We start from the raw sequence: 19,304 nt of genomic DNA on the forward strand, positions 1-19,304 counted from the left end.
CCGGATGTAAGAGTATACTTTCTAGAGTATACTCTATACCTTTTACAAGGAATGATTGCCATATATAACGTATTGCTAGTGGATGATGAACAGTTGGATTTGGAAGTCTTGCAGCGATTTATGCCTTGGGAGCAGCTTGACATGACGATTGTTGGTGCTGTACACGGGGGAGGGGCTGCCTTGAACTTATTGCTGGAACAGCACGTGGATATCCTGATCACCGATATCCAAATGCCGATCGTGTCCGGGTTGGAGCTGGCCGAGCAGGCCAGAAACTTGTTGCCCCATTTGAAAATTATCTTCATAAGCGGTCATGAGGATTTCCAATATGCCAAAAGAGCGATTTCGATGAATGCCAGTTCTTATATTCTTAAGCCTATGGATGATCAAGAGCTTCTGAACACGCTGCAGCTTATCAGAGAGCAATTAAAATACGAAAGGGAACAAATGCAGAAGGAAGAGCAAGTGGACTCATCGATTCCGCTCTTGCAGAATGAAATGATGTATCAATGGCTCCGTGGAATGATTGAATATAACACCCTCTACAGACTATATGAGAGAGGTGAAATTTTCTGGCATGGTGGACAATGCTGCGTTGCCATTATCGAAATGGATGACCTGGCCTGGAAATTGAAGGCGCTTTCAGATGATCAGCGGAGATTCGCCATCGATCACGGATTTCGGTTGATCAGCGATTATCTTCAAGACCGGCAGCTGGGGATATATTGCAAAACGGGAGATGACAAGGTTGTCATCGTCACCAACGCTGCAGGGCTCAATGCTGTGGAAACGATGCAGTCTTTGGTTGAACATGTCCGTAACCATTCCAACTTGACGATTACGGTTGGACTGGGCTCGGAGGTTGCCTCTCTTCAAGACGCCCCTGAATCCTACCTGCAAGCCCAAGAGGCGCTTGCAACGAAAATGTTCATCGGCAAATGCCGGGTAATTACGCTGGAGCAAACGGCAGGCGAGATCGTTCAAACATCGTTGGATCTTGAGCAGATCATGGAACGAATGTTTGAGGCCACCGCGAATTATGACCTTGTGCGCATTCACGACAGCTTGGAACAGCTATTCGAATTGGTGCAAAACCTGAAGGACAAGCTGTCTGTTTACAATTTTTCATTGTACGTGGTTTCAAAAACGGATTTTTTCCTGCAAACATTGAACGTTAGTCTGTATGACTTATTAAGCATAGATCTAAAAAATTTGAACGTACTATACGATTTTGAGACGATTGCCGACATAAAGTCGTGGCTGCGCAAACAATTGTTTGAGGTTTCCGAGCATATGCACAACAAAAAGAAAAATCCGAACCGGAAGCTGATTGACGAAATTGAACGATACGTTGAAGCAAATCTGGAGATATCGCTGCAACTGCGGAATGTAGCCAAGCTGTTCGGCTTTTCGCCCAACTATTTGGGTTATTTGTTTAAAGAGGTAACAGAAGAACATTTCAGTGATTTCGTAACGAAGAAACGGATGGAAAAAGCGCGGGAGTTGCTTCAGGATCCGAAGTTGAAAATATTTGAGGCGGCACACCAGGTAGGTTATCAGAATCTGACCATGTTCAGCAGGCATTTCAAGCAGAGTTTCGGTCTTCCGCCAGTTGATTATCGCAAACAAGGCAGTGGTCATAAATGAAACGGCTCTCCTTCAGATTTAAACTAATGGCCTCTTATATGCTGCTGGTTATCGTGGCCGTCATTTCAATTGGTTATTATGCTTATTATACTTCCGTACAGTATGTGAAAGAACAGACGATCCAAAATGTGAAAGGCACGTTAAATCAGGCTCGCGATAACATCGAGGGAAGAATGAAAACGGTGGAGCAGGTTGATAATCAACTTTATCTCGATCAGTCGCTGCAGCGGGCATTAAATAAACGACTCGAGCCTTTGGAAAGCTATCGGACCGTTACTCAAAACATCATTCCAAAGCTGGAATCCGCATTGAATTTGTCATCGAACAACGTCGTGATTGATTTGTTTTTGCATAACGAAACCTTGCCGGAAATCTATGATACAGAGACCGGCGAGGATCCGCTCCTGCAAGGTAAGCGGTATAATCTGACCCAATATCAACGAGCCGAGCAGATGGATTGGGTAAGAAGGTTTGATGCCATGCCTGTGGAATCCTTGTGGATGCAGGTTAATTCGGATTCGAAGTTCGATAATGTTTCTTGGCTTAGAAAGATGATGGATTTTCAAACCATCAAGGCGATTGGTATTATGCGGATTACTGTCAAAATGGACGATTTATTCGGAAACCTGAATTACAGCGACAACGGAGACGGCATCCCCGGTTATTTCGCGGTGATCAACGAGCAGAACGAAACGGTGTACGAGAACAGGAGCAATCCGCTCCCTGAGAATTGGCAAGCTGAGGCGGAAGCTTATATGCAGATTCATGAGCCCATTGAAGGCATAAACTGGCGGATTATGGCGCTTGTTCCGCTTCAGGAGCTGGAACATGCTGCGCAGAAAGTAAAAAATGTAACACTGCTCATCTGTGTTGCAAGTTTTTTGGTACTCGTGGCGATCGGCGCGATGGTTTCCGATACGTTTTCGAAGCAAATCAACAGGATTGTCCGTTCCCTTCGAGCCTTTCAGGAAGGTAATTTTGCGAAGCGAATCCAATACTCCGGCTCCGATGAGTTTGCGCAAATTTCCACTGCATTCAATGAGATGGCGGAGAATATAGAAGACCTGATTCAGGAGGTCTACGTTAGCAACTTGAAGAAGAAGGAAGCCGAGCTGGATGCGCTTCAGGCTCAGATTAAACCGCACTTTTTGTACAATACGTTATCATCGATCAGCAGGCTCGCGCGTTTAGGCGAAACGGAGAAGCTGCACCGAATGGTTGGCGAGCTGGCAACATTTTACCGTCTGACCTTGAACCAAGGGAGATCGATCATCCCGATTCGGGAGGAAATTCAGCAGGTCCGATCGTACATTGGCATTCAAAAGATTAAGCATGTCGACAGGCTTGATGTTAGCTTTGACATTCAATACTCTGTCTTGGAATACGATACGGTGAAGCTGATTTTGCAGCCGTTTGTTGAAAATGCCCTGGAGCATGCCATGTCCGAAGAACCCCTTCACATCCGGATCGCCGCTTATCAGGAAGAAGGGACCATCGTAATGAAAGTTATCGATAACGGAGTCGGTATGAGCGAGGAGACGATGAGTAAAGTTTTTGGGTGCAAGGATCAAAGCGTTGGTTATGGAATCCGAAATGTGAATGAGCGGATCAAGCTGCAATTCGGAGAATCGTTCGGCGTCACGCTTGAGAGCGAATTGGGTTTAGGAACGACGGTTCGTATCGTCATTCCTTTATATCGTAGTTACGGCTGAAACATTTCAAATCAAGTCTAGTTCCATAATCAGGGAATCCGTGATCAGCGCACGAATGACTACCGAGATGGTTTATCTGTCATGGGGATTGTATGTTCGTCATTATGAAGATATCTATTCATGGGAGTCGACCGATATGTGGATCTATGAATCCTCGTATGGTTCAGATCGCTATCTCTACTTTTTTAATGGTATTTTAGAGAATATCTCGAGTTACTAATGTGCAAAGCAGCCAAGCTCCTGCCTTTAAGGATGAGCATGGGCTGCTTTTTTATTCCTTCATTATATAGTAGAAAAAATTCAGCGGGGGCTTTTCTCTTGCCCCGGCCTGGCCGGCACCGTTGCCGTTGCCCGGAATTTGACCGGGGACACGCCATAGTTGGCTCGGAATACCCGGTGAAAATAGGAGTAGCTAGCAAAGCCGCAGGTTTCCGCGATTTCCTCCAGCGTCATGGTGCTGTATTTCATGCGCTCGACGGCTGCATTCAGCCTGATCTCCAGGGCGTACTGGATCATGGTTTTCCCGTAATACTCCTTGAACAGTTTAACCGCACGGGATAAACTGAGTCCCACATGGGAAGCAGCCTCCTCCAGCTTGAAGGTGATGGTGGCATGTTCCTCTACGAATCGCTTCAGTCGCAGGGCAGTGAAGGCAAGACGATCGGTCGGCTTGATCTCGGTAATAGCCCGATCCAGGCAGAGGCAGAGACTCCGCAGCAGGTAGTCGGTCAGCTCCCCAATTTCTCCTTCAAGTCCGCGCCGCTTCTCCAGCAGCATCTGTCTCCACAGGCCCAGCAAATGATCGTCGAGCCCGACATGGCTGACGACAGGGCGGGGGATGCGGTTCCACCAATCATCAATCCAGGTGCCGTCGCAAAATATAAAATAATCCCCGCTGGACACGCGGCCATCCTCGCCGTCTTCCTTCACCCGCAGCTCGTATTCATCGCCGGGCTTCAGCAGCAGCAGGTCGCCTGCCTGCACGTGGTGCTCGATGCCGTTGCAGTAGATTTCGCAGGAGCCTTCGGTTTGAAGACGGAACAGATAGGTCGTCAAGCCACCCCGATGGCTGTTGCTGAATTGCTGAAAGTGATAGGAATAGTCGCAAATGAGAAGCCTTGCCTCCATCATGGTAACAACCCCCAGTAAAAATATAAGCAGATAGTTCATGTTGCAGCAATATTGTTTATGTTCATTTTAGCCTATTTGCATGTATGATAGTAGCAGATAGAGCAGTAACTCATTTTTGGAATCGAGGTGCGCTATAATGAGAAGAATGAACATTGGTTTGCAAATGTATACGCTGCGCGATGAAACGGCACAGGATTTCCGCGGTACGCTTCGCAAAGTGGCTGAATTGGGTTATGAAGGCGTGGAATTCGCGGGATATGGAGACATTCCAGCCGAGGAAATGAAAACGCTTCTTCAAGAACTTGGCCTGAAAGCGATCGGCAGTCACGTGGGCCTGCACCTTCTTCGTGCAGATCTGCAGAAGGAAATTGATTACCTGAAAACCATTGGCGCTAATTATATGATGTGTCCATATGTGGCCGAAGAAGATCGTAAAGATGCCGAGGATTGGAAGAACCTCTTCTCCTTCCTAGAGGAAGTAGGGGCCGAAGCCCGCAAGCAGGGACTGATCTTTGGATATCATAACCATGCATTCGAATTCGAAGCCGAAGTCGATGGCCAGTTCGTCTTTGATGCGATGTATTCTGCAACGACGCCAGAATCCGTGCAAGTGGAGATGGACGTATGCTGGGTACAATTCGCCGGACAAGATCCGCTCACCTACATTCCGAAATACGCTGGACGTCTTCCGCTGCTTCACCTGAAAGACTTCAGCAAGGATGCGGAAGGCAACATGAAGACGCTGGAGCTGAGCCAAGGCTCGGTTAACCTGCCAAGCGTCATTCAGGCTGCATCCGATGCAGGCACGGAATGGCTGATCGTCGAGCAGGACGTATGTCAGAATCCGCCGCTGCAAAGCGTGGAGAACAGCATGAACTGGCTGAAGCAGAACTACCTGAACCAATTTTAATCTACTTGCCCAAAGGAGACTTTCAATGAGTAAAATTAAAGTGGCTGTGTTTGGCTGCGGCGCCATCGCCCAGCGCAGACATATTCCTGAATACGCGAACAATGCTAACGTGGAGCTGGTTGCTTTTGCCGATCCGGTGAAGGAACGCGCCGAAGAGATGGCAGCTCAGTATGGCGGTAAAGCATATGCAGACTACCAAGAACTGTTGAAGAACGAGAAGCTGGACGCCGTTAGCGTATGTACGCCGAACTATCTGCATGCTCCGATGAGCATCGCGGCTGCGAATGCCGGCCTTCATGTGCTGGTGGAGAAGCCGATGGCAACAACGGCTGAAGAAGGAGAGCAAATGATCGAGGCCGCCCGCAAGAACGGGGTGTACCTGATGGTAGGCCACAATCAGCGCCTCATGCCTCCGCACGTGAAAGCGAAGGAAATCCTGGATTCCGGTAAGCTCGGCAAGGTGCTTACCTTCCGTACTTCCTTCGGCCACGGCGGTCCGGAGAGCTGGAGCCTCGATGGTCGCGACAGCTGGTTCTTCCGCAAAGAAGAAGCGATTATGGGCGCTATGGGTGACCTCGGCGTGCATAAATCCGACTTTATCCGTTACTTGCTGAACGATGAAATCGTGGAAGTGGCGGGTTTCATCGGAACGGTTCATAAAGACGGAACCGATGTGGACGACAACGCGACTTGCATCGTTCGCATGAAGAGCGGGGCCGTAGGCACACTAATGGCGAGTTGGACGCATTATAGAGCCGGCGATAACGGAACGGTATTGTGGTGCGAGAAGGGCGCCATGATGATCGGTACCGTTAACGGCGATGAGGTGGTTGTTGAGCTGACCGACGGTACGGTGGAAACCTACAAGGTTGGTGCCATGGAAACCAATGAGAAGCAGGTTCCGAGCGGCGTCATCGACGCTTTTGTTGAATCCATTCTCACAAACACGCCGCCTAGCATTTCCGGTGAGGAAGGACTTCGTTCTTTGAACGTGATCCTGGGTGCTTTTGAATCTCAAGAGTCCGGTAAAATTGTGAAACTGTAATATGATATACAGGGAGAGCCGTCTGCGGACGGCTCTTTTTTCTGTTGAGGGTGTGGAGCACACTTGTACGGCCTAAAAACGAACCAGATTGTTGATTCGTACAGGCATGCCGGTTGCGATAGCGCGGTTGGCTGCAATTCCGGTCAGTATGGACCTCGCCCCATCGATATGGTTGGCTGCGCGGGCATACGGATCTTCCACCGGTTCCCCGAACAGATCATTTAGCAGCACCGGGTCGCCTCCGCCATGTCCGCCCTGCTGCTCCTCGACGTGAACCTCGTACGGGGCATCGAACATCGGAAGCACCCGCAGCGTTTTCCCGATTAACGCGCCTTCCAGGCTCTTGTCGCCCAGTGAATTGACGTAGGATTGCTCAACGATGTTCATCTCGATCCGGCCTTTGGTGCCGTTGATGGCGATGCGATAGCCTTCCCAAGGCTGATAGGCGACCAGCGAATACGTTAAAATGGCCTTGTTCTGATATCGCACGAGGACGCCCATCGTATCTTCAATGTTGATGCCGTCTCCGAATACGCTCTGATCCCGCTGGTAGCCGTCCTCCGGCTCGGCATCCAGGTACATGGCTTTGAGATGCGCATCGGAATCCAGATGGAGTGCGAAAGGGTCCTCCTTGGCGAGCGGGTTGCCTGTGGCACGATTGTAAAATTGCGTTACGCCCCGTGCCTCCGCATTCTCTCTGCCATAATACATGAGATCCCCGAATGCAAAAACGGTTTCAGGCTGCGAGCCGATCCAGAAATTGACTAAGTCGAAGTGATGGGTGGATTTATGGACGAGCAGTCCACCGCTGTTCCGCTTGTCCCGGTGCCAACGTCGGAAGTAATCCGCTCCGTGGCGGGTATTCAGCAGCCATTCGAAGTGAACCGAAGTTACCTGGCCGATGGTATCGTTCATGATCAATTCCCGTACCTTGGTATGATGGGGGGCGTAACGGTAGTTGAAGGTGACCCTGATATTCTGTCCGGTCCGCTTGGCGGCATTCAGGATGGCCTGGCATTTCTCCTCGTCGATGGTCATCGGCTTCTCGGTCACGACATCGCATCCAAGCTCCATTGCGCGAATGATGTACTTGTGATGGGTCCGGTCGATGCTGGTCACGATAACGAAGTCGGGCTTCTCGTTCTCGATCATCCGGTCGAATTGGTCCGCAGGGTAGGTAGGCACCTCGGCGTATTTATATTTTTCCCGCAGCAGCTGATTCGCGTAATTCATGCGGGTTTGATTGATATCGCAAAAGGCAGCAAGCTCGGATTTGTCACGGAAATTCTGGGCCAGGGCACCATAAAAAAATTCGGCGCGGCCGCCGGTACCGACCAATACATAACGTTTCTTGTCACTCATCTCTATCGCCTCCTTGAATATAGCTCTAGCCTATAACAAGGGAACGCTTCTTTCGCCGCATTTTATGCGTAATCGCTTTCAAACGCCGCTTATTTTGCTATAATCCAAGCAAAGGGGGCAGTGACATGACGAAGCCGTTTCGAGCGGATTACCACGATCCCAGCGGATATTTGGATATTGAATATGACCGCCGCATTGGCTATTTCTCGATGACGGTCGACCATCTCCACGATCATTATGAGCTGTACTATCTGTTATCGGGCGAGCGGATCTACTTCATCAAGGATCGCTCCTATAGAGTTCGGGCCGGTGATCTTGTCTTCGTGGACCGGAATGCCGTTCATAAGACGCTGGACAGCGGCCGGCCCGACCATGATCGCCTTGTCCTCTATATAAGTCCGGAATTGTTCGCGGATCTGGCCGTACCGCCTGAGCTGGCCGAAGGGCTAAAGGAGCCGTTCGGCTGGGATGTTCCGATTCTAAGGCTTCCTTCGCCAGCGAGTGAAGCGGTGGAACGAATGGTCGGCGACATGGTGAGTGAGATGATCCATCCCCAAGCGGGAAGCAGCTGGCTGCTTCGGCACCGAACGGTCGAATTGCTGCTCTTGGCCTCCCGCAGTCGGCATCTGGGTACGGTTCGTTCCGCCGATACCGAGCCCATTCTTCATCCGAAGACCCAAGCGGTGGTCCGCTATCTGAACGACAACTATCAAAAGTCCTTATCGTTGCCTGAGGTAGCGGAGGCGTTTCGAATCAGCCCGCACTATCTCAGCCGGCTGTTCAAGCAGACGACGGGTTTTACTTTTAGCGATTATCTCAACCTGCTTCGGGTCAAGGAAGCGCAGCGTCTCCTGCGGGAGAGTGATGATTCCATCACGGATATCGCCTGGCGATCGGGCTTCAGCAACTTCTCCCATTTCGGCAAGATGTTCAAGCGGACGGTGAATGCTTCACCGAGGCAATATCGTAAACAATATCGAATGCGAAGTTAGAGGGATATGGCTATGTCTTCTTTCTGGTTCACTAGAAAAAGCTGTAATGAAATAGATAATCTCTATTTTATTGCAGCGAGGAGCTCGCCCAGACTTTGTGTATGGCTCAGATTGTATGCGCTTCCTACGGAAATAAGTCGCGCAGCGTGCGTATTGCATCAATGAAGAAGATTAGGCGCGTACCCTCGGGCTATACAAGAGTCTGTTATTTTCGGGCTGCCGGTCGGGTGCGGGAGCATGACAACCAATCCACCCTATACGAGAAGGGGGAATAGAATAGAGGCTGTACCTAGTCCCTAATAGAGGCACCGCGTTCAGCGAGTTGACTCAGCCCGTGACTGTGGTGCTTTTTGGTGTGTATATGGTATCTTGGAAGTGAAAGAAAACGACATGTTTGATAGATTTGTTGAGAGGATCGACAGTCGAATGAAAACAATAATAAAAGAGTTGCCGCTGTCGCCGGGTGTATATCTCATGAGAGATTCGCGGGGGACGGTCATTTACGTTGGCAAATCCAAAAGTCTCAAGAAGAGAGTACAATCGTATTTTTACAACAATAAATCGCACTCCCCAAAAGTGAAGAAACTGGTTCAGCATGTCAAAGACCTGGAGTTTATCGTCACCGACACGGAGTTTGAAGCGTTTATGCTGGAATGCAGGCTCATTCAGGACATAAAGCCGATGTATAACCGTAAGATGAAAAATCCGCTAGGTTATAGTTATATCGTATTGCGGCAAAAGCGAGATTGGCGATGGCTTGAAATTACAGATACACTGGATGAGGGCGGTCCCGACCAGTCTGGTTTTTTCGGCCCATATACAGCCAGCAGAAATAGTCTTGAACATGCAGTGCAAAAGATTAAGGAATGCTGTAAAATCGCCTGCAATCATACACCGGCCGCTTCTTCGGCGAATACTCCCTGCTTGAATTATTCGATTGGCCTCTGTCTTGGCAAGTGTCTTGGGGGCGAAACCGCTCGGCAATTTGATGAAGTCATGGATCGATTCATTGCTCTTCTTCAAGGGGACGACCGAAGTTTATATGATGAAATGGAGCGTAAGATGCTCGACGCCGCAGAGCGTTTCGATTTTGAGCAGGCTGCAAAATACAGGGACGGCATGGAGGCGGTGAACTTGCTCTTAAGTAAACGGCATGTGATCGAGTTTGCCGAAGAGAATCACAGCATCGTTGTCTACGAGCATTTAAACGAAGATACGATAAAGTTATTTCTGATTAAGAGGAACGTTGTGCTGCACAGTGAACGATGCTCTGTTGCTACTACAGTGGACATTGAATCGCTGAGGCAGAGGGTCAAAGCCTTGATTCTCAGCTATTTCACGAGGGATACGGAATGCGATGCTGCCGAGGTTACCCGGGAAGATATCGATGCTGCACAAATCATCTACAGCTATTTGCAGAGCAGCGCCTGCCGCTATCTTGTTATTCAGGATCCGTGGATCGAAGACGTGGGGGAGCCTGATATGGAGGCTGCACTGCGGGATTTTTTAAATAATTGTATTGTGTCATCTTAATTTGATCATGAACCGGGCTGCTGCAGGCCGGTTTTTTTGTTACCCAAAAATCAAAAAAAAGTTTGGAATGCCGATATAAAGATAAAAGAATTATTTTTCTGGAAAATTTGTAATAAAGATGGAGTGATGAAGTGGCTATTATTGGCATTGATTTAGGGACCTCGAACAGTTTAGTTACTTGTTTTATAGAGGATGAATGTGTCATCATTCCCAATGCGATGGGAGAGAAACTGACCCCGTCTGTGGTGAGTGTACTTGAGACAGGTGAAATCATAATTGGCAGTGCAGCCAAGGAGCGATTAATAACTCATCCACATATGAGCGCTGCTGTTTTTAAGCGTCATATCGGTACAGGAAAAAAGTATGATCTGGGCAGTTATCAATTTTCACCAACGGAGCTTTCTTCTTTTGTACTTAAATCACTTAAAGCCGATGCGGAGAACTATTTGGGAATGGAAGTTACGGAGGCAGTGATCAGCGTACCTGCCTATTTTAATGATCATCAAAGAAGGGCTACGAAGGAAGCGGGGATTTTGGCGGGGCTGAAGGTCGAACGATTGATTAATGAGCCTACGGCGGCGGCTGTAGCTTATGGTTTAAATGAATTGAAAGAAGAAAAGCAGGTGCTTATTTTTGACTTGGGTGGAGGAACGTTTGACGTTTCGATTTTAGATATGTTGGAGGATGTCATGGAAGTAAGGGCTGTTGCAGGGGATAATTTGTTGGGCGGTGAAGACTTTGACGATTGTCTAATCCGGTATTTCTTGGAGCAGCACAATATGAAGTTAGATAGGACAGCCCACAAAACCTACTCCATGCTCCGTAAACAGGCAGAGAATTGTAAAAAGGCTCTTTCACAATCAGATATTGGCGAGATGTCATGTATGATCAATGGAATGAATTATACATCGCGGATTACGAGTAATGAATTTGAAAAGCTGGTGATGGATTTACTCGTAAAATTTAAGAAACCACTAAAGCAGGCATTAACAGATTCCTCCGTTCACCCAGATGAATTAGACCATGTAATTTTAGTCGGTGGTTCGACGAAGATGCCTGTTATTCGTGCATTTGTATCTAAATTATTCGGCAAATTTCCTCTTAGCCATTTAAACCCGGATGAAGTTGTAGGCATTGGAGCCGGAATTTATGCAGCGATGAAGGAACGTCATCAGAATCTCCGCGAAACGGTGCTTACCGATGTTTGTCCTTATACCTTAGGAATTGGACTTGCAGGCGGTCGGTTTGCTCCGTTAATTGAGAGGAATACAGTTATTCCTTACAGTAAGGTGGATGAGTTCTGCAATGCTTACGACTATCAGACTCAGATTACCGTCAGCATTTATCAAGGGGAAAGCCGCAATAGCGAGAACAATTTGAAACTTGGGGATCTTGAATTGGATATACCGCCGGCTCCTGCAGGACATTCGGCCATTGATGTTAGATTCACCTATGATATCAATGGTTTATTGGAGGTCGAAGTTTATTCCCACGTAACCCGGGAAAAGAAGTCTAAAGTTATTATCAATAGTTCTATAACCATGACCGAGGAAGAAATAAATCAGCGACTGCGTGAACTTGAAGAATTAAAAATCCACCCTCGCGAGAACAGTAAAAATCAATATTTGTTAGCGCTTGGGGAACGGTTATATGAGGAAAACTTATCCGATATAAGAGTTACCATAGCCCGTGAACTAGAGAATTTCGAGAAAATTTTAGACCAACAGAACCCACAAGAAATTAATAGGGCGGCACTGCGACTCGAACGATTTTTAAGAAGCGTGGAGGAGTGGCCATTTGAATGAATCCGTGGAGTACTTTGGAGATCAAGCCCACAAAAAATAAAAAAGATATTCGACGTGCCTACACCAGATTATTAAAAAAATATCATCCGGAAGATAACCCGGACGGTTTCATGAGGCTTCGGGCTGCATATGAACAGGCCATGAAGTGGGCTGAACAGCTTGATAGAGCCCCTTCCAATAATACTCATTCAGCGCTCTTTGGTTCTGAAGCTGACTTCATAACGAAAGAAGAACAAACGGTTATTACGGATGAGGCCGAGGAAGAAGAACCAATTGTTATTACGGATGAATCCAGCGAAGCTGAGCCACAACTTATCATTACAGATGAAGTCGAGGTAAGCGGCTTTTATGAAGAGATGCGTGCCATCTATGATGATATTTTTAAACGCAGGGATATAAATAGCTGGAAATCACTTTTTTTACATCAATCCTTGGTGGATAGCGAGCGATTATCTGAAATTGCCATACAATTTTTTATAGAGAACCCTCACCTGCCGCATGACATATGGTTATACCTTGACAGCGAATTGTCTCTCAGCAAACGTTCATGGTTTCCTTGGAAGGATATGATTCAATATGACCTGGGGCTCACTTTTCAATACTTGGATCCTAATCTTGCTGTTGATTACGAGAAGTATGCTGATTTAAGATTTCAAGCCTTTTTGGCTATCCGTGATATGAAATACTTAGAGGGCATAGATTATGCGATGCAGGCTATGGAAATATACAATAGAGACCCGGTATTGTATAAGTTATTAGGCGTATCTTACTATGTTGTGGGTGATTATGATCGCGTTGAAATTACTTTTTCCAGTGTATTAAAGTTCATTCCCAATGATGTAGATACCCTTGTATATCGGGGTTATGCATATTATCAAAACGGCGATTATGAAAAAGCGAAGCAGGATTTTAATCAAGTTTTATCCAGAGATCAGGACAACATGGAGGCACGGAGAGGCCTGGGCCTGATTCTTAAGGAAATAAAGGCTCGAAACCAAACGGTGGAAGACAAGTGTTTTGACCAAATTTATGCAATGGATCTGGAGTTGGACTATTCCAAATGCAGTGAAAGTATGTTCTTTTTTCCGGATCTTCCTGAGAAGGAGAATTATTTAACCTTTATAAGGAGGAACCTTCCTCTCCTTTTTCAGATCATAGTGTTTAGCGGCATGTTACTGTTTCTATTAACGGGGATATACACTATGATTTTTGATATAGGAGATGTGTTGCTGTCAATGATCTTGATCGTTGTTTTGATTATTGGAGTAATAAAAGTAGTATTACTAGTAAATCAATTAGAGAGGTAAGTTATTCGATGATTCATCAAAAGTTATGGAATCTCTCTTTAAGTATGACTTCTGCATTTGGAGCAAAGTATGATTTAGAGATCATGTTTACGAAGCAGGATTTTTGGGAGAACATCAAGAATAACGAGGTTAGGCTCGATTCCGAAATCATTTTCGGCGTTCCTGAATCACAAGGGCTAGAGAGAGCGATAAGAAAAGAAGAAGTCAGTCAGTTTTTAGGCCGTTTTGGTGTTTCAAGTCACAAGACATTTAAAGTGAAGATGGAGGAGCTGCTTCAGGGCAGTGAACTGAATGCCTTATTTGATTCAATAAGGGGCTCACTTCTAGTTATGCCATTGCAGGAAAGAGCTAAGCTGCTAAAAAGCATCCAACATGAACAAGAAAAATACATACGATATTCGGTTGTGGCTCAGTATGACAAGACGTTGCTCTCTTGCGGCATTAGAGGTTTCGATATTGCAAATGGTACGAGTCTGTGCCGATTGTGTGCATATTTAGGATACATAGACGAAGAAGAAATGCTGATCTGGTTGGAACAAACGGCTTCTCTTGCCAAGACACATTTTAGAAGTTTTAAAGAATATGCGCTGTCCAGCACGGTAGGAGGAGTATTTTGGGCTGGCAGTGGAAGTGATGATGCTTTCTTGAAAAATTATTATAACTGCCTACAGCATCCATATAGTTACTGGAAACACCTCACATGGGATCAATGTCAGTAAATATAAGTAACCTTACTAAGACTTGGTCAAAGGTCATCATCTTAATGGAGGGTCCCCCAAAAAATCAGGTAATACCGAGTTGGATCTCATTTCAAAAAGACGTCCCCGAATGATCAAGGGAACGTCTTTTTGTGTCTCCGTTTATTTGTGAATAGACCAATTCCGACGTGAATAGATCGTCTTCCATCTATTGCCAAAGTGATATTATATTATTACACTCGCGTTAGAGAATTGATGTAATCCCCGTTTTTCACGAGATCTGATTTCTCAATTAAATCAAACTTTTTTTAAAAAAATCCGAAGTTTTGTTCAAATCATGAGTGCCGCAGGCATCTTCATCTATAGGCCCTATAACTAACCGTTCAAAGAAAGGAGGAGGGGGGACACTTATGCTGGAAACCACGGCAGATGGGACCACCATCGAGACGATGGAGGACCGTATCTTAACAGAGCGGGCGCAGGCAGGAGATACGGAAGCCTTCGGGGAGCTTGTTCGCCGCCATCGTACCTCGGCTCGTTCCTGGGCGCGTTCCATGACCCGGGATACCCATATGGCAGAGGATATCGTACAGGATTCGTTGATCAAGGCATTCCTGCATGTCGGACAGCTGATCGATTCATCCAGATTCATGGGCTGGCTGCAGGCCATTGTCCGCAGGCAGGCGCAGATGAAGCTGCGACGCGGCGGTCCTTATCGAATCGAACAGCCCTTTACCAGCTTGAAGCCATCCCAAACGATGGATTCCGCCAACATCGATTGGGGCGATGTGGATCATATTTTGCAATTTCTGTCTATGCAGCTAACGCACAAACAGAATGAGTTGAACCCGGAGACATTGTACCTACGCAAGGAAACGATTGAAATGATCCAATCTTTCCTGCACTGTTTAAACCGCAAGGAACGCGGCATCTTTGAAGCCTATTTTTTTAAACAATGGTCTCCTGATGAAATCGCCGCGATGTTCCAGACAACAACCCAGTCGGTCTATACCTACATCTATAGGGCTAAACGCAAGGTGCGCGAGGCACATTCCCGCATGTTAGTCCCTGCTTCTCCAGCGAAATTGGGTCAGGAGGAGAATGGAGGAAACGACCGGATGATAAAGTTGCTATTGCCTAAATCAAGAACGAGGAAGACCACGTCTACACTTATCGATACCGTCTCCATGATGCTGGACATGACGAACCATACATATAACGTGAGCGAACTGATGGGACGCTCCGGTTATGCGTTCCGCTTGCGAATCTCCGGATTGTCCACCTATGCTGACGGTGTGTTTGTATTCGATTGGCAGGAGGTATTGAGGCAGCTGTTTGATGGGATGGGATATGAGACTGCATTTGTGAGCGGTCAGCTTCCGGATGAAGGTTTCGTTCCGCTGGTCCCCGTTGCCTCCTCCTTTCCTTTTGCGAAGTCAAGAAGTCCTGAGGTTATAAACTTTGTCAGGGAGTACCTGATTGCGGGAACGCCGGTGATGTTTTTTGATACCTATGTTCAGAAGCCTTTTACGTTTGAATGGAGCCTGATTTACGGTTACGATGACGGTCGGCAGGAGCTTTATGTGACGGACTCGTCGGCTCCTTACACGAAAACCATAACGTACGAAGAGCTAACAACGAGCAGCTTACGTTTTCTGTGCGGAATTAAAAAGCGACCCGAACAGGTGAAAGATACAGGGCCGATTGCATCGTCTTCAATGGAGGAGCAGCTAAGCCGTATCGCCAGAATCGCTGTAGAGGGTGACGGTTATTCGCCGCGTACCCCATTTCCTCATTATGTGCAGGGGTTGGAGGCTTATGATGCCTGGAGAAATCACCTGAAGCAGGGTGAAGCACATATTAATCTGCATGGGATGAGCTATTTGATTCGCGTGTATGGGGATGCCCGTAGGCATGCCGTGACGTATCTACGCGATCTCAAGGACCAATGGAGTGCACAAAAAGAAGGGGATTGCCGTGTAACTGCTGAGAGCGGAATGGTCCAAGATTTGGGGACATCACCTGTGTATCCAATGGATGAAGCCTATGATCATGTCATAACATGTTATGAAGAATCCGCAAGGATGTGGGCGAAATTGGAGAGACTTTTCCCGTTTCCTTGCGGAACCGGAAGTTTTGACCCGGAAGCGATGGTGGCGGCAAGCGATCTTTTGAAACGGGCTCATGAGCAGGAGAAGGAAGCTATGAAGCATTTACAATTCGTGATTAACCATATACGGAGGGATCATTAAATGACAGCACCAACTGAGCTTCGCCTCATCACAGAAGCGAACGGACATGATCTGAAATATGTGCAAACGGTGATTCAATCATTCGAAGTTTTCAGGCCAGACGTCAAAGTGGTGCTGGTCCAGGCGGAGGACAGCTATGGTGTGATGGAACAATTCCATCACGAAGGGGCTGATCTGCTGCATATCCGTGAGGGTGGTTATTCTACTCAGTTACGTAAAGGTGTTGTTCAAGATTTGCTGCCTTATCTGAAGAATGATCCGGTGCTGAAAATGGATGATTTTTATCAGGGAGCACTGTCTCATCCGATGTGGGAGGGACAGCTGGCTGCGCTGCCAGTTCTGGACGTTGCAGTGCCCCAAATTTTTTATAACAAACAGTGGTTTGCCGAAGCGGGCGAGCCTTTCCCTACGAATGAGTGGACGGAGGACCAGTTTCTTGATGCAGCGATCCGCTTAACCCGGCACGGAGAGAACGGGGATGAATCACGGTATGGTTTTTACATTTATCCGGATGTGGAATTTTTGGAACCGTTTCTTATGCGCAGGGGAGGGCGGTACTTGTCGGAGGATGGAACTGTCGGTAAGGGCTATGTGGATAGCGAGATTGCGCATGCGACGTATCAATGGATTGTGGATCTTTACCTCAAGTACTTTGTAGCCCCTCCGCCGGGAGTCCATGCCGACAATATATTCCGTTCGAATCGGTTTGCCATGATCTATGACTTTAGTTGGCACAACGGCATCGCCTACGATCCAGAGCTAAGTGAAATCTATGGCGTGGTGGGATTACCTCATGCAAAGGGCGGTAAGGATATTTATACGATGTATTCGACAGGTTACGGCATTCCGGTTACGTCCAAGCATTCGGAACTGGCATGGGAATTGCTGAAAGAATTAGCGCTGCCTTCTTCGGAGGAAGCGAGGCGTGCTTATTGGGGCGTGCCCATCACAAGAACATTGGCTAAGGAACTTGGACGTATCGATAACCCTTGGTGGGGTCCGGCCTTATATGCCATGGAGCGAATCGAGAAGAATGCTTATCTCTCCAATCAGGTCTGGAACCTGTCCAGGCAGCAGATCAATCAGGATATTGAGCGGATGATCAAGGGAGAAGCCGGCGTTGAGGAGACGTTATCCCGCTGGGCGGGGATTGTATCGTAGGAAAGCTATCAGCAACAGAGAACTGTGGAGTTGGATCTTTATCACATTAGCCTCTATCCAACACGGATAGAGGCTTTGGTTTACTTATTTATTTTCAAAAGAGAGACCTGGGAACACAGTATAATTATCGACATCAAAGAGCTTGGCTCCCTTCATCGATTTAATTTTGCCTTGAGCATTTAGCCGTTATTGAAAAATCGCCCCATCGGTAGCTCCCTCGTAAAGGTGATCCCTCCATATTTATATTTCACTTCAATCTGGGTGATGGGCTCATCGTTATAAAGACGGATGCCGTAATTAAGCGGAATGCGCGAACTTTGATTGAGCGCGGCTCTCTTCTCGTCCGGCATGAGCTCGGGCCGAATCGGTATCTCCCGAATATCCACGAACTCGATATCGGGATCTTCATCAAGGCCCTCGCCGCCGACCAAATGAAGGGAATAACTGACGCCCAGCTCGGCTTTGGCTGGCTTCCGGCCATCGTTCACCCGCACGTCCAGCAGCTCCACATCGGCGAATCCTTCATTGATCACCTCGAAGATCATGGTATTTTCATCCGTAAAGGATGTAAATCCACCCACCTTGATTGGCGTGGGCCGTAGGAATAGTAGGAATAGCAGGTATAGAAGGATAGCCGAGAGGAGTAACCCCAGGCCCAGATATCCGAGCCGGCGGAGAGGTTTGGATTTTGGTTTCATGGTAGAGCAAACTTCCTTCTCTATATTAAATAGACAGCTTCACAACCGATTTGCCTGCCTCAATATCAGCTTTCATCCCTAACAGATAATTCCGTGTGCGCTCGTTCATTTCATTCCAGTTTACAAATTTGGAAAAGTAGACATAGGAGTAGATATTGCGAAAGTCGATGAAAAATGGAATTCGCTCGATCCAATCCGCACTCAGCGTATTCTCTTGAAGGTAGCCGGATAAGAACGAGTCGAAGAATCTGGCGACAAATTCGGCTTTTCCACTTTCAGGCACGGTCTGAACCGCATGATAGATGGCGATAGCGATATCGTAGGCAAACCAATGACAGGAGACATCCCCGAAGTCGAAAAAGATAATCTCCCCATTATGTACGTGGAAATTGTTATGGTGGAGGTCATTGTGAACGATGCCGTAGCCTTCCTGGTCTTGCGGGAGGGCCTCAAGTTCCTTAAGATACTGTTTCCACTGTGCATGGACTTTTTCACCTGCAGCCTCCGGGAACGCATTGGTAAATATTACATGATCATTCCACTGGGGAAATGCCATTTGGTGAACGAGTGAAGCTGCGGTGGAGTCCTTTTTGCCGAGTTTATGCATACGGCCCATCCCGCGCCCCCACTGCTTGATCATGGCGAAATCCGAGGCCAAATCCGTTAACGGGCTGCCCGGAGCCTTTGTAAAAGCAATGACATAATATCGCTTCGACTCATGGGCGATCTCTTCAATAAGAAGATCCTGAGCGGATCGAATCGACTCCACCATGTTCAGCCCATGTTCGGCGAGATAGGCCATCCACGTGAGCTCGCGTATGATCGATGCTTTGCGGTATTTGGATGCGTCCAAAAATTTAATAATGAAGTGGAGTCCGTCTTCACCGTTGTATTCAAATACATTCTGATCGAATCCCCCAAGTAACTTCAGTGAATAAGAACCTTGTCCGAATCGCTCGGCACCTTGATCCAAAACAGCTTGTTCCATGGAAAGTCCCCTTTATCGTATTCTCGATATGCCCCTCTGACTGACATACCGGATAAGTTACAG

At 47.3% G+C, this 19,304-nt stretch carries 15 protein-coding genes; 11 read left to right on the forward strand and 4 right to left on the reverse strand.

All coding sequences use genetic code 11. The annotated features are described in order from the left end of the window. Window positions 1-51: 51 nt before the first annotated feature. Together ABEW73_RS06750 and ABEW73_RS06755 are read left to right on the forward strand one after the other, a co-directional pair. Window positions 52-1,647 (forward strand): response regulator, encoded by a 1,596-nt coding sequence (locus ABEW73_RS06750; RefSeq protein WP_430162708.1) that lies wholly within the window; start codon window positions 52-54, stop codon window positions 1,645-1,647. Next, window positions 1,644-3,359 carry a histidine kinase gene (locus ABEW73_RS06755; RefSeq protein ID WP_430162711.1) on the forward strand — a complete coding sequence of 572 codons (1,716 nt, stop codon included), beginning with the start codon at window positions 1,644-1,646 and terminating at the stop codon, window positions 3,357-3,359. Before ABEW73_RS06750 ends, ABEW73_RS06755 begins: the two co-directional genes overlap by 4 nt. Before the next feature lie 300 nt (window positions 3,360-3,659). On the opposite strand, the gene ABEW73_RS06760 is transcribed toward ABEW73_RS06755, so the two are convergent. Further along, window positions 3,660-4,487: a helix-turn-helix domain-containing protein gene (locus tag ABEW73_RS06760; protein ID WP_379414788.1), complete on the reverse strand. Its 828-nt coding sequence runs from the start codon at window positions 4,485-4,487 to the stop codon at window positions 3,660-3,662. Between the two features lie 139 nt (window positions 4,488-4,626). Between ABEW73_RS06760 and ABEW73_RS06765 the strand changes: the two genes are divergently transcribed. Together ABEW73_RS06765 and ABEW73_RS06770 are read left to right on the forward strand one after the other, a co-directional pair. Next, entirely contained in the window at window positions 4,627-5,400 is a 774-nt protein-coding gene (locus ABEW73_RS06765; protein WP_430162714.1) for a sugar phosphate isomerase/epimerase family protein, read from the forward strand. A 25-nt stretch (window positions 5,401-5,425) separates the two neighbouring features. Continuing rightward, the gene (locus ABEW73_RS06770) at window positions 5,426-6,445 is read left to right on the forward strand and encodes a Gfo/Idh/MocA family protein (RefSeq protein ID WP_430162716.1); all 1,020 of its coding nucleotides are present in this window, start codon (window positions 5,426-5,428) and stop codon (window positions 6,443-6,445) included. A gap of 72 nt (window positions 6,446-6,517) precedes the next feature. Here the strand turns inward: ABEW73_RS06770 and ABEW73_RS06775 are convergent, their stop codons facing one another. Then, window positions 6,518-7,807 (reverse strand): Gfo/Idh/MocA family oxidoreductase, encoded by a 1,290-nt coding sequence (locus ABEW73_RS06775; protein WP_430162718.1) that lies wholly within the window; start codon window positions 7,805-7,807, stop codon window positions 6,518-6,520. 125 nt (window positions 7,808-7,932) lie between these two features. On the opposite strand from ABEW73_RS06775, the gene ABEW73_RS06780 reads away from it, so the two are divergent. The 7 genes from ABEW73_RS06780 (at window position 7,933) to ABEW73_RS06810 (ending at window position 17,555) form a co-directional block, all read left to right on the forward strand. Further along, window positions 7,933-8,799, forward strand: a complete 867-nt coding sequence (locus ABEW73_RS06780) for a helix-turn-helix domain-containing protein (protein ID WP_430162721.1) — start codon at window positions 7,933-7,935, stop codon at window positions 8,797-8,799. Window positions 8,800-9,225: 426 nt separating this feature from the next. Then, window positions 9,226-10,332: a GIY-YIG nuclease family protein gene (locus ABEW73_RS06785; RefSeq protein ID WP_430162724.1), complete on the forward strand. Its 1,107-nt coding sequence runs from the start codon at window positions 9,226-9,228 to the stop codon at window positions 10,330-10,332. Between the two features lie 131 nt (window positions 10,333-10,463). Then, window positions 10,464-12,137 carry an Hsp70 family protein gene (locus ABEW73_RS06790; protein WP_430162727.1) on the forward strand — a complete coding sequence of 558 codons (1,674 nt, stop codon included), beginning with the start codon at window positions 10,464-10,466 and terminating at the stop codon, window positions 12,135-12,137. After that, window positions 12,134-13,444, forward strand: coding sequence for a tetratricopeptide repeat protein (locus ABEW73_RS06795; protein WP_430162730.1), 1,311 nt, complete (start codon window positions 12,134-12,136; stop codon window positions 13,442-13,444). The genes ABEW73_RS06790 and ABEW73_RS06795 overlap by 4 nt, the downstream gene beginning before the upstream one ends. Window positions 13,445-13,452: 8 nt before the next feature. Beyond that, complete coding sequence (locus ABEW73_RS06800) at window positions 13,453-14,163, forward strand: DUF1266 domain-containing protein (RefSeq protein WP_430162733.1); 711 nt, start codon at window positions 13,453-13,455, stop codon at window positions 14,161-14,163. A gap of 389 nt (window positions 14,164-14,552) precedes the next feature. Beyond that, window positions 14,553-16,394, forward strand: a complete 1,842-nt coding sequence (locus ABEW73_RS06805; protein WP_430162736.1) for an RNA polymerase sigma factor — start codon at window positions 14,553-14,555, stop codon at window positions 16,392-16,394. Next, window positions 16,395-17,555, forward strand: a complete 1,161-nt coding sequence (locus ABEW73_RS06810; RefSeq protein WP_430162739.1) for an extracellular solute-binding protein — start codon at window positions 16,395-16,397, stop codon at window positions 17,553-17,555. Window positions 17,556-17,734: 179 nt separating this feature from the next. On the opposite strand, the gene ABEW73_RS06815 is transcribed toward ABEW73_RS06810, so the two are convergent. Both ABEW73_RS06815 and ABEW73_RS06820 read right to left on the reverse strand, forming a co-directional pair. Further along, complete coding sequence (locus ABEW73_RS06815; RefSeq protein ID WP_430162742.1) at window positions 17,735-18,253, reverse strand: hypothetical protein; 519 nt, start codon at window positions 18,251-18,253, stop codon at window positions 17,735-17,737. Window positions 18,254-18,278: 25 nt separating this feature from the next. After that, window positions 18,279-19,241: a phosphotransferase enzyme family protein gene (locus ABEW73_RS06820; RefSeq protein WP_430162744.1), complete on the reverse strand. Its 963-nt coding sequence runs from the start codon at window positions 19,239-19,241 to the stop codon at window positions 18,279-18,281. Window positions 19,242-19,304 lie beyond the last annotated feature (63 nt).

The organism is Paenibacillus lautus (assembly GCF_050482385.1).
Lineage (GTDB): Bacteria > Bacillota > Bacilli > Paenibacillales > Paenibacillaceae > Paenibacillus_AQ > Paenibacillus_AQ lautus_B.

Coding starts and splice junctions, on each gene's coding strand:
- ABEW73_RS06750 (WP_430162708.1), top strand. CDS start 52: ATGATTGCCATATATAACGTATTGCTAGTGGATGATGAACAGTTGGAT.
- ABEW73_RS06755 (WP_430162711.1), top strand. CDS start 1,644: ATGAAACGGCTCTCCTTCAGATTTAAACTAATGGCCTCTTATATGCTG.
- ABEW73_RS06760 (WP_379414788.1), bottom strand. CDS start 4,487: ATGGAGGCAAGGCTTCTCATTTGCGACTATTCCTATCACTTTCAGCAA.
- ABEW73_RS06765 (WP_430162714.1), top strand. CDS start 4,627: ATGAGAAGAATGAACATTGGTTTGCAAATGTATACGCTGCGCGATGAA.
- ABEW73_RS06770 (WP_430162716.1), top strand. CDS start 5,426: ATGAGTAAAATTAAAGTGGCTGTGTTTGGCTGCGGCGCCATCGCCCAG.
- ABEW73_RS06775 (WP_430162718.1), bottom strand. CDS start 7,807: ATGAGTGACAAGAAACGTTATGTATTGGTCGGTACCGGCGGCCGCGCC.
- ABEW73_RS06780 (WP_430162721.1), top strand. CDS start 7,933: ATGACGAAGCCGTTTCGAGCGGATTACCACGATCCCAGCGGATATTTG.
- ABEW73_RS06785 (WP_430162724.1), top strand. CDS start 9,226: ATGAAAACAATAATAAAAGAGTTGCCGCTGTCGCCGGGTGTATATCTC.
- ABEW73_RS06795 (WP_430162730.1), top strand. CDS start 12,134: ATGAATCCGTGGAGTACTTTGGAGATCAAGCCCACAAAAAATAAAAAA.
- ABEW73_RS06800 (WP_430162733.1), top strand. CDS start 13,453: ATGATTCATCAAAAGTTATGGAATCTCTCTTTAAGTATGACTTCTGCA.
- ABEW73_RS06805 (WP_430162736.1), top strand. CDS start 14,553: ATGCTGGAAACCACGGCAGATGGGACCACCATCGAGACGATGGAGGAC.
- ABEW73_RS06810 (WP_430162739.1), top strand. CDS start 16,395: ATGACAGCACCAACTGAGCTTCGCCTCATCACAGAAGCGAACGGACAT.
- ABEW73_RS06815 (WP_430162742.1), bottom strand. CDS start 18,253: ATGAAACCAAAATCCAAACCTCTCCGCCGGCTCGGATATCTGGGCCTG.
- ABEW73_RS06820 (WP_430162744.1), bottom strand. CDS start 19,241: ATGGAACAAGCTGTTTTGGATCAAGGTGCCGAGCGATTCGGACAAGGT.